Here is a 16607-nt window from a genome sequence, read left to right on the forward strand (position 1 = left end):
TTGTTCACCCGATATTCTTCCCAGGAGCTTCCCATGTCGAATGCCAACGTGTTTCGTCTTGCCGCCCTCGGCGCGGCCCTCTGCGCATGCTCGCTCGCGGCCCAGGCCGACCAGTGGAGCGACATCGCTGCGCGCAAGGAACTCAAGTGCGGCACCTTCGCAGACGTGCCGCCCTTTGCGGCGCCGGACCCGAAGACCCGCGAAATGGTCGGTCACGACGTGGACCTCTGCAACGCCATCGCGAAGGAGCTCGGCTTGACGGCCAAGGTGACGCCGCTGTCGGTCGAGGCCCGCGTGCCCGAGGTCAAGCTCGGTCGCGTCGACGTGACCATCGCCAACCTGGCCTACACCAAGAGCCGCGGCGAGCAGATCCAGTTCAGCGACCCGTATTACGTCGCGAAGGAAATGCTGGCGGTCAAGGCGTCGGACCCGGGCACGACCAAGGCCGATTTCAAGGGCAAGCGCCTGAGTTCGACCAAGGGATCGACTTCGGAGCTGTCGATCAAGATGAACGGTTCCGAACCCGTGACCTTCCAGGACACCGGCTCGGCCTTCATGGCCGTCCAGCAGAACAAGTCGATGGGCATGGTGGCGAACACCATGACCATCACCAAGCTGGTCAACCAGTCGAAGACCGGGGGCGTCGAGCTGAAGATGATCAAGGACCCGATGGTGCTGCAGCCGATCGGCATCGGGATGAAAAAGGACGAGCCGGTCCTGCTGGCCAAGGTGAACGAAGCGCTCTATTCGCTGGAGAAGAAGGGCGAGCTGGACAAGCTGTGGAACAAGTGGCTTGGCCCGAACACCGAATACAAGATGACGCGGGAAGAGAAGGTCACGCCGCTGGCCGACTTGAAATTCGAACTTCTTCCTTGAGTACCTGCGCCAGAGCGTCCAGCACGGCCTGAGAATCCTACGGGAGCCGTCGCGCGCTCGCACGCAGCCGGTCCCGCAGCGGGCAGAGCTCCATGGCGTCGGCCAAGGTGGCGTGGAAGTCTTGGACGTTCAAGCTCAGGAGCTCACGGATGCACTCGGCCTGCGCCGCACTGAAGCGCGTTGGCGTCAATGACTTCAGGAGCTGCGCCACGCCGGATTTGGCGTAGACGATCATGCCGTGCAAGGCGAGGATCGACTCGACCTGCTCGGCAGTGAACGTCGCCGGGATGGCCATGTCGAACGCCGTGCCGTCATCGACGGTCGACATGCAAGGGCTTCCCGCCATGGTCGGGACGCTGGGGAACGCAGAGAGATGGCAAGCTGGATTCATGACCCCCAGCGTAGCGATCGCAGCCGATGCAAGGTATCAGAATCCTCCGAAACGAGACCCCGGAGCGCTGGCGCATGGCGTCTGGAGAACCTGGCTCTGGACGGCCTGCCTGAACACGTCGCTTCCGAGGCGATCCACCACGTCGATGAAGCGCTCCGCCTCGCTGTCGCGGTGCGCCAGGTAGGTGTCGACGAGCCGCTCGATCTCGTCCGGGGTCGGGTCGCGCACGATGCACCTGCAGATGTCGAGGTCGATGTCGCCGAGGTCGAACAGATGGTCCAGGTCTTCCAGCCGCTCCTGGATCGCATCGGAGAGCGTGCAGGGCTCGCCCCCGGGGCCTGACATCACGCGCGTCGACAAGCCGGCTTCGGGCATCGCCAGCCCCAGGACGTCGAGCTTGCGCCACAGCGGGAAGAGATGGTCGCGCCGCACATCCGCCAGGATCAGGTCCTGCGCCTGGGAGACGCGCAGTTCGCCAAAGCCGTGGCGATCCGCGAGATCGGCCACCGCATCCATCTGGTCGGCGCTGATGTCGCCAGGCGGCACGCCGGCCTTCCTGAGCGACAGGCTGACCGCGGCGTAGCCCGGCACGCGATGGCCGTGCACGTTGTCCTGCAGCCAGCGCGCGAATCCGGCGTGGGTCGAAGCGAGCGGCCCGCTCCCGTCATCGACATCGGCGGCGCGCGGATCGTAGGGTGGCCACGTGAAGCGCGCGGCGATCGCTTCGACGTGCACCTCGCCGAGGGTGTCGGAACCATTCCTGGTGCGACTCCATGCCTGGTCGACCTGGTCCGCGAAGACCACCGGCGTGAGGTCCCTGACGAGGGCCCTGATGCGCGCCCTGTACTTGCTGTCCTGGCGGCGGTGGAGCTCGTACACCTGCAGCGTGGCCTGGAGATAGGTCAGCAGGTGCGGCCACGGCACGAACGGGTGGATCAGCGTGCCGACGATCGGCGTGCGCCCGATGCCGCCGCCGACCCGCACGCTGAATCCCTTTTGTCCTTCGCGTTCGACCGCCTGCAAGCCGATGTCGTGGGGGTCGACCGCCGCCCGACCGGTGCGCGCGCCGCTCACCGCGATCCTGAAATTCCGCGGCAGGAAGGCAAGTTCGGGATGCCGCAGCCACCATTGCCGGATCAGCTCGCACCACGCCAGGGGATTGATCACCTCGTCGGGCGCGATGCCCGCGAAGCGATCCGCCGCCGCGTGGCGCATGCCGTTGCCGGGAGGCTGCAGCGCATGCATCCGGACCGTCGACAGTTCCGCGAGGAGGGCCGGTACATCCTCCAGCCGCGGCCACTGGAACTCGATGCTCTGTCGCGTGCTGAAGTGGCCGTAGCCGCGGTCCCAGCGTCGCGCCACATGCGCGAGCATGCGAAGCTGCGTGGTGTCGAGCATCCCGTGGGGGATCGCCACCCGGAGCATCGGTGCGTGGCGCTGGATATGGAGGCCGTTCTGCAGCCGCAGGGTCCGGAAGTCCTCCTCGGCCAACTGTCCCGCGAGGAAGCGACGCGTCTGCTCGGCGAACTGCGTGACCCGTCCTTCCGCGAGCCGCCGGTCGGCTTCGTCAGGCACGTACACGGCGGCGGTTCCTGCTAGCGCTGGCCATCGTCGACCGCGATCTGATCGGCACGCAGCCCACCCACGCGCGCGTGAACCCTGCCGCCGGTCGACATGGCCAGGGCAAAGAGGATCTCGTCGGGCCGCGGGGCATCCTGCATGCCGACTTCCACCGAGGAGAAATGGCTGCGCACATAGGCCGCGCGAATGTGATGCAGCGGAACCATGAGGCGGTAGCCTGCGTTCGCCACGGCCTTGACCGAGGGCACGATCGCCTTCGAGTGGCCGAGCGCCTCGCGCATCGCCCAGCCGCCCGCCTCGTGCCAGACCGCGCCGTGCTCCGTCTCGCCGTTCACGCCGACGATGGCGGCTTTGCCGTAGGCTTCGACGCGCGCCTTGCCGAGCGTGGTCACGAGCTCTTCCGCAAGGCTCGTTCCTAGCGGCTTCAGCGCCTCCATGAAGTCCAGCAGATCGGGCTCGAAGCGGCCCGCGTACGGGTTGCGGACCACCGCGCAGGCGGTGGCCACCAGCACCGGGCGGCTGACGGGCGTTCCGCCTTCGTGAAAGATCATCTCCATGCTGAGGTTGCGTTTGCGGATGTCGATCGATGGCATGGGTTGGAACCTGGAAGTGCACGCGCCACGTGCGTCGCGAATTGGCGTTCAGCCAAGCTTAGGCGCGCGGAGTCGCCCCGAACAGCATCAGTGGCGGGGGCAGAGAGCGGATCAGCCTGGCTATGGGGTTGCGAGGCACCGCGCCGTGTATCAGGAGGCCCAGGCCCCCACCGAGAAGCGGAAATACATGCCAGTTCTGCCCGAGCACCGCATTCGATTCACTCGCACTTAGGGGCTGCCGGGAATGCACCTTGGGGCAGTTTTGCGCGCCGAGACTGGCGGTAAATCTGAGCCGAACTGACCGTCAACACCTCGCCACCCACGCGCGCCACGCCTTCGTCGATTCAGACCCCTGACCACGTCACGGCCCGGCTTGGAGAGTTCCGATACCGAGACGGCTTTCCTGACCCGGCGACCGCGGAGAAGGTCTACGACTACCTGGACTTCTCGCGGGGCGTCGACAGCTACCTCAACGGGCTGCCCGGTGTATCGCTGTACGCCTTGCGCCAAGGCTTTCGCGCCGTCGGCGTGAAGGATGGCGATGTCCTGCTGTTCTCGCGCTTGATGGACTCCAACTCGCTGTTCCTCACCGCGAACATCGATACCGTCTACTTCTGGACCTTTCTCGACCTGAGCAAAGGGCCGGTGGTGGTCGAGGCGCCGCGCGACGTCCTTGGCGTGGTCGACGACATGTGGTTCCGCTGGGTGACCGACATCGGCGTTCCGGGGCCCGACAGGGGCCAGGGCGGTAAGTACCTGTTGGTTCCACCGGGCTACACCGGGCCGATGCCGGAAGGCGGCTACTTCGTCGCCCATGCGCGCACGAACAACGTGACCTTCCTGGGCCGCGCATTCCTTGAGAACAACGACCCCAAGCCGGCAACCGACCGCATCAAGGCGGAGTTGAAGATCTATCCGTACTCGTCCGGTGGCTACGGCTCCAGCATCGGCAGCTTCCTGGCGGGCAAGAGCCCACTGGGAGAACTGGCCAAGCCGGTTACGCCGAGATTCGTCGAAGGCTCGGGCCTGGCAATGAACACCATCCCGCCCAATGACCCGTCGTTCTATGACATGCTGAATGCGCTCGTCCAAGAGGAACCCGCTTCGGCGCTCGATCCGGAGATAGCCGGCCAGTTCTATGCCATCGGCATCGGCAAGGGCAAGTCGTTCAAGCCGGACGAGAGGATGACACGGGTGCTCGCCGATGCTGTGGCGACAGGCAACGCGGCCGGCCGTGTGCTCAGCGTGGTGCCGCGGCGCAGTGAGGGCTTTCGCTACTACGACGACCCGAAGTCCTAATGGACCAACCAACTGTTCGTCGGCGGGTACGAATTTTTGGCGCCGCCCCCGGTCGTCACGAAGGATGGCGTCAAGCCTTTCCCCAGCGATGGCGCGCGCAAGCTCGATTCGCGCACGGCCATGTTCTACGTGGCCACGGGAATCACGCCAGCCATGGTCATGCGGCTTCCGAACGTTGGCTCGCAGTACCTGGGTACATTCTCTGACGCCAGCGGCCAGGCGTTCGACGGCAGCAAGACCTACAAGGTCACGTTGCCGCCGCATATTCCTGCCGCCAAGTTCTGGTCTATCACGCTCTACGACAATCAGACGCGCTCGATGCTGCAGACCCCGCAGCTTTACCCGCGCGCCGGCAGCCAGACCTACCCTACGCCGGCGGCGGAATCGAATGCCGACGGCTCGACCACCATCTACGCCGGCCCCGATCGGCCGAAGGGCGTGGCTGCTGGCAACTGGATTCAGACCACGCCAGGCAAGGGCTGGTGGACCATCATTCGCTTCTATAGCCCGTTGCCTTCGTTCTTCGACAAGACGTGGAAGCCCGGCGAGTTCGAACTGGTCGCGAGCAGTCCTGCCAAGTAGCCAAGACGCAGAGGGAACTGCACAGCACTGAGTGTCTGCAGTGGGGGATGGCGCGTCCACGGCCGCCAAGCACTATTCGCCCTTGATGCCGACCTGCTTCACCACGGCATCCCAGCGCGTCATTTCCTTGTCGATGAAGGATGCAAAGTCTGCCGGGCTGGTGCCCATCGCCTGCAGGCCCAGCCCGGCCATCCTCTGGCTCACCGCCGGCTCGGACAGGATCGCCTTCACCTCTTTAGCCAGCCGGTCCACGATGGGCTGCGGCGTCGCCGCCGGCGTCATGAAGCCAAACCAGCCGTAGCCGATCACGTTGGGGAAACCCTGTTCGCGCAACGTCGGCGCCGACGGGTAGATGGGTGAGCGCTGCTCCGAGGCCACGGCCAGGACGCGCAGCTTCCCGCTCTGGATGTGCGGCAGGGCGGAGGTGATGGCGGTGAGCGTGGCATCGACCCTGCCAGCCAGCAGTTCGGTGTAGGCGGTCGCGTCGCCGCGCAAGTGCACGTTCAGTCCTTTGACGCCGGCCTCCTTGAAGAACAGCTCGGCCGCCAGGTGGGGGCCGGAGCCGCTGCCCGGCGACGCAAAAGTAAGGCCAATGTCCCTGTTGGCCTTGCCATAGGCCACGAGGTCAGCGGGTGTCTTGAAGGGCGATTCGGCATTGACGATCAGGAATACCGGCGCCACCGCGGCCAGGCTCACCGCGCGCAGGTCTTTGCGCGGGTCGTAGCTCAGCTTGCCATAGAGGCTTTCGGCCACTGCGTAAGGCGCTGCCGCATACAGCAGGGTGTAACCGTCGGGCGCGGCACGCGCTACCAGTTCGTTGCCCATGCGGGTGCCCGCGCCCGGCTTGTTCTCGACCACGAATGGCTGTCCCAGGCGCTTGCCCAGTTCCTCAGCCAGAATGCGCGCCGAGATGTCGTTGGAGCCGCCTGCGCCATAGGGCGAGATGACACGCACCGGCTTCTCGGGCCAGGCGCGTGTTGCCTGTGCGTGGGCGATGCCACCGGCCAGCAGGGCCGATGCCACTGCGCCGGTGCGGGCGAGGAAGCTGCGGCGTGTGGTCTTGTTCATGGGTCTTGTCTCCGTTACTTTTGTACGCGTTCAGTCGGCAAGCCGCACCAGCGGCGGGTAGGAAAAGCGGAAGTCCAGGTGCGCCTGGCGCGGCTGGTAGAGGCGCAGCGTGAGATAGAACGGCTCCGGCGGCGAGGGGAGCCAGTTGGCCCGGTCACGCGCTTCGGAGGGTGCGGCATGCTGGATGGCGATGCGCAGGCCGCCGTCCGCGTCCAATTGCAGGCCAAGCGTGCGGTCGCCGATCGAGTAGCGATCCACCGGGTTGTCCACCAGAAGGCAATCGGACTTCCGGTACATCGTGAGCGACCAGAAGGCGTCCACCTGCGGGCCCGCGCCCGGCGGGAAGTAAAGCGTGTAACTGTGCGCGCCGTCGAGTGGCCGGCCGTGGTCATCGACCTCGGCCACCGGGTACATCGCCTCCTCGATGCCCAGGGCGCCGATCAGATTGCGCGCGACGCGGGCGCGCAGCGCGAACTGCGTTCCCCAGTCGGTGCGAATGGCCACCGGCACGCTCCACCCACCGCCAGCCTCCGCAGGCTGCGCGTCCTCGCGCAGCGCCTGGCAGACCTCGGTCAGCGCCTGCTGCAGGCAAGGCTCGCCCGCGCTCAGCGCCTGGTACCACAGCGACTGGGCATGGTGGTCGGCCGGCGGCGCGGGGTTGCGTGCCCAAGCGGCGTCGACGATGGCGCGATACGCGCGCGCTTCGGGCGTGTCGGTCTTGCGTCCGTCCATCGCAGCTTCGGCCACGCGCGCAGCGGGTTGAAGGTCGTCCGCTCGCAGAATCGAGAACTGCTGCTGCAACCTCGCGACCCGGGCCAGGTCGGCCTCGTCGTCGTCGACCAGGATGCGGCCGATGATCCACACGTCGTGGCCCGGCGCGGCGATCTCGACCATGCCTTTCGGCAGGGTGCCGATCCATTGCGGTCCGTGCACGAAAAGGCGTTGCGCGCGATTCCCCGTGGTTCGACGCCCGGCGTACGCGAAAGGGTTGGTCCACATGTCGAGGAAGCCCAAGGTCCAGTAGCGCTCGCCCATGTCGGGCACGTCGATCACCAGCGGTCCTTCGGAGAGATCCAGCCAAGCGTTGGTGTAGAGCGTGTCGTTGTTGGGCGAGACCACCTCGCGGTCGCGTGGCGTGAGCAGGCGCTTCGAATGGGTGAAGCTGTTGAGCCAACGCAAGGTCGATGCGGCGTCCGGACCGGCAAAGCCGTGCTGTGGATGCCGGCGCGGCGCGGTGGCGGCACGCATGCGCGCCATCTCGAACAGGGGCAGGGTGCGCAGCACGGCCTCGTGCGTCACTTGCAGGTCCTCGCGTTTCATGCCACTCGCTCCAGCTTCGGCATGCGGTACTCCCCGCTCAGGAACGCGGGCTGCGGGTGATAGACGCGCAGGATCAGGTAAAAGGCCCCGCGCGGCGCAGGCAGCCAGTTCTCTTCGGGCCCCGGCGGGCGTTGGTGCGACACATACAGGGTCAGGCTGCCGTCCGGGTTCCGCCCGAGCTGACTGCGATTGCCCAGCGCGTGGCGGCCGATCGGGTTGGCTGCGAAGTAGCGGTCGGCGCCGTAGAGCGAGATCGACCAGAAGGCGCCGGCCGGGATCCGGCCGCCATCCTCGAAATGCAGGCGGTAGAGCCGGTCGCCGTCGAGCACCTCGCCCTGGTCGTCGTAGTCGGTGGTGGCGTAGATCGCCTCGTCGCCGGCCAGCGCGCCCAGGCCCTTCCAGGCGGTGGCTGCGCGCAGCAGCAGGTCGTCACCATAGCGGCCCAGCCGCGTCGAATAGCGCCAGGGCGCCTTCGAAGCGGGGCGCGAGGCGCCGTCGATGATCTTCATCGCCGACGCGTAGGCGCTGCGAAGGCCCTCCACGGTGGCGGGGCGCAGGTCGCCGAGCGCGCCGCTGGCATCGAGCTTCACGTGCGCGCCGCGCAGCGGCTCGAAGGCGCCTTGCTGCGAAGCCGGCGGCGGGAAGTCGTGCAGCGCGCGCGCCAGGTTGGCGAAGAATTCGAGCGCGGGATCGTCGCTGCCGGCTTGCCACCGCACCACGCTGGCCGGCGCGTCGGTCGTCTCCGGTCCGTCAATGGCGAAGCCGGCCTGGAAGCGGCGCGCGTCCGCGACGTCCGCGTCACCATCCACCAGCACCCGGCCGAGCACCCAGACCAGCGAGGTCGGGCACCGGATCGGCGTGGTTCCCTCCGCCACGACGTGCCTGTGATCCGGGCCCAAGAGCGCGAAGCGGCCGCCTTGCTGCGGCACGTTGCGCGTGCCGATGTTGTGGAAGTTGTTGGTATAGGTGTCGAGCAGTTCCAGCACGAAGTAGCGGCCAGTCTGCGGCGGGACCGTGATCACCACCGGCCCGCGGCGCAGGTCGATCCAGGCGTTGCTGTAGAGCAGGTCGTTGGCTGGGGTCACGATGTCGCGGTCGCGATCGGTCCAGCGTTCGGCGCTGTGGCCGAAGCGGTTGAAGGGCGCGCGCCCGTAGGCCGCTGCCCCGGGCGTGGTCTGCACGTGGCAGGTGCGCACGGATTCGAGCAGGGGATAGCCCGCCACCACCGCCGGCACCGCGCAGTGCGCGATCCAAGCGGCCTGGGGGGACGTAAATTCGCTGCGGAGGAATGCGCTGCTCATCGGTCTTGTCTCCGTCATGAATGAAATGGATGTCGGAACTAGTCGGGCTTCACGCCGCTCGCCTGCACCACACGGGCCCACGTTGCGATGTCGGCGTGCCATTGCTTGTCGAAGCCCTCGCGCGAGATCGGGTCGGCTTCCATGCCCAGGCTCTTTACCTTCTCGATCACCTCGGGGCGCCGCAACGCGCGGCCTGCGGCCTGCGCCAGTTGCTGCGTCGTTTCGGGCGGCAGGCGCGCCGGCGCGAACAGGGCGAACCAGCTTTCGGTGTCGAAGCCGATGCGGCCCTCGACCAGCGTCGGCACTTCCAGCAGAGCCGACGAACGCTTGCTCCCCGTCACAGCCAATGCCTTGATGCGGCCGGCGCGCAGCAGCGGCAGCGCGCCCGCCACGTCCGCCATCGCCACCTGGATCTGCCCGCCCACCACGTCCTGCAGTAGCGGCGCCACGCCCTTGTAGGGCACGTGGACCGTCTCGATGCCGGTGGCCAGGCGCAGGCTTTCCATCGCCAGGTGGCCGCCCGAGCCGTTGCCCCACGAGCCGTACATGAGCGGCTCGCGGCTGCGCTTGGCGAGGGCCACCAACTCCGGCGCGCTGTTCGCCGCATTTCCGGGATTCGCCACCAGCACGTTGCCGCCGTGCGCCACGCGGGCGATGGCGGTGAAGTCGTCTGGGCGGTACTTCAAGTCCTTGAACAGCGCCGGCGCAATGGCGTGCGTGGCGCTGATTCCCAGCACCAGCGTGTGACCGTCCGGTGCTGCACGCGCGACCTGCGCGCTGCCCAGGGTGCCGGTGGCACCGGGCACGTTGTCGACGATCACCGTGGCGCCCAACTCCTGTGAGAGCGATTGCGCCAGCAGGCGCCCCATCACGTCGGTGCCCCCGCCGGCCGGGAAGGGCACGACCAGGCGGATCGGCTTGTCGCCCAACGCGGCGTGGGCGAGTGGCCATTGCGAAGTCGCCAGTAGGGCAGCGCCGATCTGCAGAAGCAGTGCGCGGCGGCGGGGGAATGTGCTCATTTTTCTTGTCTCCTTGTTGCCAGAGCGATTGAGTCAGGGTCGACGAAGCTCACCACCGCATCGGCGGCTGCGATGCCATCGGCCGTGACCATCAGCGGGTTGATCTCGAGCGTACCCAGGCGCGGTCCGAGCGCCGCGGCCAGTGCGGCGAAACGCAGCGCCGCGTCGACCAGTGCATCGGCATCGCCCTTCGGCCGGCCGCGCCATCCGCCAATCAGTTTCAGCACGCCCAGCGCATCCAGTTGCGTACGCACCCGGGCGGCGGTGGTCGGCGCGGTGAGCACGGTGGTGCGCGGATGCAGTTCCACCTCCACGCCGCCCAGGCCCAGCACGATGACGGTGCCGAACACCGGGTCGTGCCGTGCGCCGAGCATCAGCTCGGCCAGCGGTGCGAGCTTGCGCGCGACCAGCACGCCCTGCTGCCGAGCCTGCGGCGCCAGGCGTGCGACGGCGGTGACGATGCCGTCGTAGGCCTCGCGGATCTCCTGTTCGCTGCGCAGCCCGACGCGCACACCGCCGACGTCGCTCTTGTGCAGTAGGTCGGCGGAGACGATCTTCATCACCGCGTCTCCGCCCAGCGACTGCCACGCCGCGATGGCGTCGGCCGGCGAATGGACCAGACGGTGCGGCGCAGCCGGCACGCCGTGGCCAGCGAGGAAGCTCAAGGCCTCGGCCTCGTTCAACACCGAAGGCGCGACCGCGAGCGGTGCCGGCTGCGGCGGCTGGACCTCGATGCGATGCGCGGCCCACTTCGCCTTGGCAGCCAGCACCTCCACCGCGTGCGTCGGCTCCTCGAATACCAGGCAGCCGCATACCAGCAGGGCCTGGCGCGTGGCCTCGTCGGCAATGCCGCACAACGCCGTGGGCACGCCGGGCGCGGCGGCCACGGTCGCGCGCACCATATCCACGATGGACGGCGCCAGCGCCGGCGAGGCAAGGGCGGCGGCCACGAACAGCACCAGCGCATCGTAGGCGCCGCTGGTGGCCGCGCCCTGCGCCGCGAGCCCCAGCACAGGCAGGTCGGCCGTGACCTGACCGGTGACGTCGATGGGGTTCTGCGTGGCGCAGAAGGGAATGCGTTCGCGCAGCGGCGCGGCGACGCTTTCCGGCAGAGCGGGCAGTTCGAGCCCGAGGTCGGAGGCGCTGTCGGCCATCAAGGTGCCGACGCCGCCCGACACGGTCACAATGCCGAGACGCCGCCCGGCCGGCGCGCAGCCGATGGCAAAGGCCTGACCGAGACGAAACATCTCGTCGACGGTGCGGGCGCGGATCGCGCCGGTGGCGTCGAACACCGCCTGGTACACCGTGTCCTCGCCCGAGAGGCTGGCGGTGTGCGACATCGCGGCCCGCGCGCCGGCCTCGGTGCGGCCGACCTTGGTCACGATCACGGGCTTGCCGGCGGCACGCGCCTTGGCCAGCGCGCGCTGCAGGGCAGTGCCATCGCGCGCGCCCTCGATGTATGCCAGGATCACGCGTGTGTCGGCTTCATCGGCCAGCCAGTCGATGACGTCGGCCACCGACACGGTGGCCTCGTTGCCGGTGGTCACCCAGTGGCTCAGGCCCAGGCCGCCCTTGCGCGCCAGCGAGAACGCGTAGGCGCCGAAGGCACCGCTCTGACTCACGATGGCGACGTGGCCCGCCTCCGGCACCCCGGCCAGCGGTGCTGGCGAGAAGGTGGCGAAGAGCTTGCGGCGGATGTTCATCACGCCCAGGCAATTCGGCCCGAGCAGCGCCATCCCACAAGCACGCGCGCGCTCGGCGATGCGTGCCTGCGCGGCGGCGCCTTCTTCGCCCATCTCGGCGAAGCCGGAGCTGAGCACGATGGCGGCCCGAGCTTGCCGTGCGATCAATTGCTCGATCGCTCCCTCCACGTTGACGGCGGGCAGCGCGACGATGGCCAGGTCGATCGGCGCCGGCACGGCGTCGATCGAGGCGAAGGCAGTCAGGCCCTGCACTTCGGCCGCGCCCGGGTTGACCGGGTAGATGGGCCCGTCGTAGCCGAGCCGTTGCAGCAGCTGCACCGGCATGCCGCCGACCTTCTGCGGGTTCTGCGAAGCGCCGATGACGGCGACGCTGCGAGGGGAAAAAAGCGCATCGAGTTGCATGGGAAGATTCGAGAGTTGAAAGAAGCGAAGGAGGGGGAGTCAGCCAACGCCGGCGTTGCGTTCGCACTGGCGCACCAGTTCCACCAGGCGCGGCCCGACGCTGGACACCAGCGTCTTCGCATCGGTCTGACTGCCTGGCACGGCGCAATTGAAGAGCAGCGCGCGCGAGCCCTGGCGCAGGCGCGAAGCCACCGCCACGCCCAGCACGCCCATGCCGGCGTCGCCGCGATTGATCGCAAAGCCGTGGCGCGACTGCAGTGCCAGCGATTCCTTGATGCCGGCCGCGCAACGCGCCATTTCGTCAGGGCGCTCCGCCTTCAGCTGGCGCAGCACGGCGTTGCGTTCCTTCTCGTCCAGGGCGTGCAACCATGCGCGCCCCATGGCGCTGCTGGCCACGCTGCGCAGTGCGCCCACGTCAGGGCGGGCCAGCGTGCCCCGCTTGTAGGCGCAGGTTTCGACGTACACCACGTCCAGGCCCATCGCGACGCCGATCGAGGCCGCGCCGCGCACCTGGTCGGCGAATGCCTGCATGAGCGGGCGCGCTTGGGAACGCAAGGGGATCGAGACGATGTACGGATACCCGAGCGCGACGGCGGCCGGGCCGATGAAATAGCGATCGATGCGTTCGTCGCGGTCCAGGTAGCCCATCTCGAGGAGCGTGCGGCACAGCCGAGATACCGTAGGCCGTGGAAGGCCAAGTAGCGCCGCCAGTTCGCTGTTGGCATAGGGCCGGGGATCACGCAGGAAGGTCTGCAGGATCATCAGACCCTTGGCCAGCGTCCCCGCGAAGTTGGGGTCGCCATCGCGCAGCGCGGTGACGTCGGATTGGTGCCGGAGCTGACGAATCATGCGCCGCACTCTAGGACCAACCGCGACGTTCTCAAAATGAAGTTTCATTATTCGAAACTGCGTTCGATCCGCCTATAGGGGTTCGGCATGGATACGCCCTGTCCGGACGTGACACCGGAATGCGGGGACCAAGGCCTAAAGCAGGCGCACGTCATGTCGGCTCATGACCGGCCGATTGTGACCAGCGCGCAGTCAGTACGCACGCGCTTCGGAAGGCGTGCTCGACCTACGCTGCTGGCCAGTTCCTGGCCGCGGCCCTCCCAGTGTTGCGATGCAACACGAATCTGACGCATTGCACCAAAGGACAATGTCTCCGAACTCAATCCGGAGTTGCCGCAGCAGCAACTCGAGGCCCTAGACACGGGACCTCAGCAGTACAACAAGGGCCTCCAGGTGCATGAGATAGAGCGAACCCACTGTATTCATCGTTGACGACGACGACGCTTGCCGCGACTCGATTCGAGAGTTGGTCATCGCGGTCGGGCTCGCCGCCGCGGATTTCTTGCAGAAGCCCTACCGGCAGGACCACCTGATGGATGCAATTTACAAGACGCTACGTCGAGGATCACCACGGCAGAAAACCGACGATCACGACACAGCGACTTCGTCTTTTTGCATCCAGCAAGCTTATGCCATCGCCAACGTGACAATGCTCTTTCACCGGTGGCTTGGGGGCGAGGGATACATGGCATTTGCCCGCTGATCGGACAAGCACGATGTGCACGAGAACGTGCTGCGCAAATGGGTACGCGAGGCGACTCGGGACCCGCAGCAGACGTTCCCTGGTTAGGGCGTGATGAGGCCCGAGCAGGCCGAGCTGGAGCGTTTGAGCAAAGAGAATTCCAAGCTCAGGATGGAGCGCGACCTGTTGAATCAAGCGGTGGCCTACTCTTGTGATGCATCGACCCGGGGCACATGGCCACCGGGCAATAAACCGCACCGTCGACGAACTCGGCTTCGTGTTCGTCGCCTCGGTGATCGGCAGTATGGCCACAGGGCGCATCCTGTCACGCCACTCTCACACTCCACCTTGTTGAGGCGACATGCGCAACGGCGTCGCTGGCAAGGTGCCAAGCATCGCTTCTCAACTTCGTGCTTGACCAGGCGTCGATCGCGCCGTCAAATCGTCGGCATGCACCGTCGTCTTGCTGTCTCGGTGGTTGCGGCTTACGGGGCCACAGTCGCCGGAGTGCTGCTCGCGCAGACCAAGGCGGCCGCCATGCCGCGCGTTGGGGTGCTTCTTTTTGGAGCCCCGCCAGTGGGTTCCGATCCGTACCCGATCGCCAAGGGGCGGCGCCGGTTGCTGGAGCTCGGCTACACAGAAGGCCAGAACATCGAACTCGTCATTCGCCATGGCGACGGTCCTCAACAGTTGGCAGAGCTTGCGACCGAATTTGTTCGTTTGAAGGTCGACGTGATCTTTGCTGGTGGCCCGTTGCCTTTGGACGCGGCACGCAAGGCGACAGAGCTGATTCCAATCGTGGCGATCGCCGGTGGCGATCCAGTTCGCGATGGATGGGCAAAATCGCTCGCTCGGCCAGGTGGCAATGTCACGGGCTTAACGGTGACCTTTCCCGAAATAGTCCAGAAGCAGTTCGAACTCCTCCGGTTGGCGGTGCCTGGGATTGAGCGGGTTGCAGTGTTGTTGCCAGGCAAAGGCACGGACCGTACCGAATTGGAGGTCAGCGCGCGCGATCTTCGATTGGAGTTGCTCGTTTTGGAGGGAACTGATCTGGACGGCATCAAAACGGCGCTCGAACGCGCGGTCCGAGCTGGCGTGCAAGGTCTTGTCGGCAGCGGTGGCAACCTCATCCTTGAGCATCGCTTCGTGTTCGCCGAGCTCGCAATCAGGTACAAATTGCCATCCATCAGCGTATTGACGCAACTTGCTGAAGCCGGCTTTCTGATGAGCTACGGCGTTGATCTGGAAGCCTTGGGTCGGCGCGGAGCTGACTACATCGACAAGATCCTCAAGGGCACACCGCCAGGCGAACTACCGATCGAGCGCCCGAAGGACTTTCAGTTTGTGATCAACCGCAGGACGGCCAGGACGCTCGTGTCGCTGCCTCGGTCGCTGCTCATGCGTGCAAATCGAATCGTTGACTAGTTCTCATCGCTGGTAGTCGGTGGGCGCGGCGATGCGGGTCTTGCGCGAGTCTTTAATCGTTTTCAGCGCTGGAAGCCCGTCAGTTGCAGGCATCGCGGAAGTCATCTCCACCTCGGTGGCGTACGTGCTCGAAGTCTGGTCCCGGCCGATGAGAGCCGACCGAACCACGAGGGTCCATGGCAGAGAAAGACTGGTTGCTGTCATTCACGGACAAAGCGCCGACAGGCAGCTATGGGGCTTTGCGGACATCCCCACTTCTCGAAAGCGGCCGTTCAGGCAACTACGCAGAACACCCCCGATGTCGCTCGGTGCATCTGTCATTTCCCCCTCATACACGGCCAATAGACTAAGCCTCAGGAAGGCGGATGGTGGACCTTCTTAAGCATCTCTGATACGCGGCGTCGCGGCTTGGGTGTCCACCGGAGCCGCTAGCCGCGGCGACTCGCCCGCGAACATTGGTGCTACGCAGTCAGGCTTGAACTCCAGTGCTGGAAATCGTCGAGCCTTTTCGTGGCAAGGCTACTCCGGCTTCACGTTGGCGGTCTCCGCCACCGCTTTCCATATGGCGATGTCTTCACGCATGAGTTTGCGCAGCTCGTCAGGTGGAAGATAGGCCGGTTGGACACCGAGGCTCAACAGGCGGTCGGCAGTTGCTTTTTCTGCGAGGGTGTCGCGAAGTGCAGCGGACAGCTTGTTCACGACGGTTGGCGAGACGCCAGCAGGGGCGAGCAGAGTCCAACTCAGCTCACTGCGAAAGTCAATGCCTTGTTCTGGATAGGTGCCCACTTCCGGCATGCTCGGCGAGGGGCTGCCGCAAATTCCCAAGGCGCGAATTTTCCCGGACTTGACCAGCGGAGATGCGGTTCCCATGTCGAGAACACCCACTCGGATGTGCCCGCCGAGCAGGCCCGTAACGAGGTCACCCGAGGATTTGAAAGGGATATGGTCGAGCTTCGCGCCCGCCTTTTGGACAAGCACCTCGCCGCAGAGATGACCCGTTGAACCGTGACCCCATGTGCCGTACTGCAAGGGCTTGTCCTGCCCCTTGGAGTTCGCGACAAGGTCCTTGAGGTTCTTGGCTGGAAAATCAATGCTGGAGACCACCACAACACCTGCTGTTCCGATTCTTCCAATTTGGCTGAAGTCGGTAACGGGGTCGTACGGAAGCTTGGCGTACACCGCTGGCGCGATGATGTGGGAGGTCATGCCTCCCATGGTGATGGTGTACCCGTCGTTTGGTGACCTTGCGGCTTGCGCTGCGCCAATGGTTCCGCCTGCTCCGACACGGTTGTCGATATAGATTGAGCCGTTCAACTTCTTTGCCATCGACTCGGCAAGCATGCGACCGATGGTGTCGCCGCCGCTTCCGGCTGACAACGGCAGTAAGAGTTTGATGGGCCTTGTCGGATAGTCGGTGGATTGCGCGAACGCGTGCCCGGCGTACGCCAGCCCCACCCCCAGAGCGAGTGTGTTCAGAATCTTCAAGATTTGTCTCCTTATGCTGGAAAAAGCGGCA

General features: G+C 66.1%; 15 protein-coding genes. 5 read left to right on the forward strand and 10 right to left on the reverse strand.

Annotated elements, in window-relative coordinates; genetic code table 11:
- Positions 1-33: 33 nt before the first annotated feature.
- Positions 34-876, forward strand: coding sequence for an ABC transporter substrate-binding protein (locus AC1DYK_RS15810; protein ID WP_478167177.1), 843 nt, complete (start codon positions 34-36; stop codon positions 874-876).
- Positions 877-913: 37 nt separating this feature from the next.
- Here AC1DYK_RS15810 and AC1DYK_RS15815 read toward each other — a convergent pair whose 3' ends face one another.
- The 3 genes from AC1DYK_RS15815 to AC1DYK_RS15825 all read right to left on the reverse strand — a co-directional run bounded on the left by AC1DYK_RS15815 (position 914) and on the right by AC1DYK_RS15825 (position 3441).
- Positions 914-1204, reverse strand: a complete 291-nt coding sequence (locus tag AC1DYK_RS15815) for a hypothetical protein (protein WP_478167178.1) — start codon at positions 1202-1204, stop codon at positions 914-916.
- 99 nt (positions 1205-1303) lie between these two features.
- The gene (locus AC1DYK_RS15820) at positions 1304-2848 is read right to left on the reverse strand and encodes a nitrite/sulfite reductase (RefSeq protein WP_478167179.1); all 1545 of its coding nucleotides are present in this window, start codon (positions 2846-2848) and stop codon (positions 1304-1306) included.
- A gap of 14 nt (positions 2849-2862) precedes the next feature.
- The gene (locus AC1DYK_RS15825) at positions 2863-3441 is read right to left on the reverse strand and encodes an amino acid synthesis family protein (RefSeq protein WP_478167180.1); all 579 of its coding nucleotides are present in this window, start codon (positions 3439-3441) and stop codon (positions 2863-2865) included.
- 501 nt (positions 3442-3942) lie between these two features.
- Here AC1DYK_RS15825 and AC1DYK_RS15830 point away from each other — a divergent pair.
- Positions 3943-4740 carry a DUF1254 domain-containing protein gene (locus AC1DYK_RS15830; protein WP_478167181.1) on the forward strand — a complete coding sequence of 266 codons (798 nt, stop codon included), beginning with the start codon at positions 3943-3945 and terminating at the stop codon, positions 4738-4740.
- 36 nt (positions 4741-4776) lie between these two features.
- A complete protein-coding gene (locus AC1DYK_RS15835; RefSeq protein WP_478167182.1) occupies positions 4777-5322 on the forward strand; it encodes a DUF1214 domain-containing protein in 546 nt (181 codons plus the stop codon).
- A 72-nt stretch (positions 5323-5394) separates the two neighbouring features.
- Here the strand turns inward: AC1DYK_RS15835 and AC1DYK_RS15840 are convergent, their stop codons facing one another.
- From AC1DYK_RS15840 to AC1DYK_RS15865, 6 genes are read right to left on the reverse strand one after another with little or no spacing between them, the layout of a single operon-like run.
- A complete protein-coding gene (locus AC1DYK_RS15840; RefSeq protein WP_478167183.1) occupies positions 5395-6390 on the reverse strand; it encodes a Bug family tripartite tricarboxylate transporter substrate binding protein in 996 nt (331 codons plus the stop codon).
- A 30-nt stretch (positions 6391-6420) separates the two neighbouring features.
- Entirely contained in the window at positions 6421-7710 is a 1290-nt protein-coding gene (locus AC1DYK_RS15845) for a DUF1254 domain-containing protein (RefSeq protein WP_478167184.1), read from the reverse strand.
- The gene (locus AC1DYK_RS15850; RefSeq protein ID WP_478167185.1) at positions 7707-9011 is read right to left on the reverse strand and encodes a DUF1254 domain-containing protein; all 1305 of its coding nucleotides are present in this window, start codon (positions 9009-9011) and stop codon (positions 7707-7709) included. The genes AC1DYK_RS15845 and AC1DYK_RS15850 overlap by 4 nt, the downstream gene beginning before the upstream one ends.
- Positions 9012-9049: 38 nt before the next feature.
- Entirely contained in the window at positions 9050-10030 is a 981-nt protein-coding gene (locus AC1DYK_RS15855) for a Bug family tripartite tricarboxylate transporter substrate binding protein (protein ID WP_478167186.1), read from the reverse strand.
- A complete protein-coding gene (locus AC1DYK_RS15860) occupies positions 10027-12135 on the reverse strand; it encodes an acetate--CoA ligase family protein (protein ID WP_478167187.1) in 2109 nt (702 codons plus the stop codon). The genes AC1DYK_RS15855 and AC1DYK_RS15860 overlap by 4 nt, the downstream gene beginning before the upstream one ends.
- Before the next feature lie 39 nt (positions 12136-12174).
- Entirely contained in the window at positions 12175-12984 is an 810-nt protein-coding gene (locus AC1DYK_RS15865; protein WP_478167188.1) for an IclR family transcriptional regulator, read from the reverse strand.
- 466 nt (positions 12985-13450) lie between these two features.
- Here AC1DYK_RS15865 and AC1DYK_RS15870 point away from each other — a divergent pair, with 466 nt between their 5' ends.
- A complete protein-coding gene (locus tag AC1DYK_RS15870; RefSeq protein ID WP_478167189.1) occupies positions 13451-13687 on the forward strand; it encodes a hypothetical protein in 237 nt (78 codons plus the stop codon).
- Between the two features lie 429 nt (positions 13688-14116).
- Entirely contained in the window at positions 14117-15091 is a 975-nt protein-coding gene (locus AC1DYK_RS15875; protein WP_478167190.1) for an ABC transporter substrate-binding protein, read from the forward strand.
- A 519-nt stretch (positions 15092-15610) separates the two neighbouring features.
- Here the strand turns inward: AC1DYK_RS15875 and AC1DYK_RS15880 are convergent.
- Positions 15611-16576, reverse strand: a complete 966-nt coding sequence (locus tag AC1DYK_RS15880; protein ID WP_478167191.1) for a Bug family tripartite tricarboxylate transporter substrate binding protein — start codon at positions 16574-16576, stop codon at positions 15611-15613.
- Positions 16577-16607 lie beyond the last annotated feature (31 nt).

The sequence above is a fragment of the Variovorax sp. P2_H12 genome (assembly GCF_056403395.1).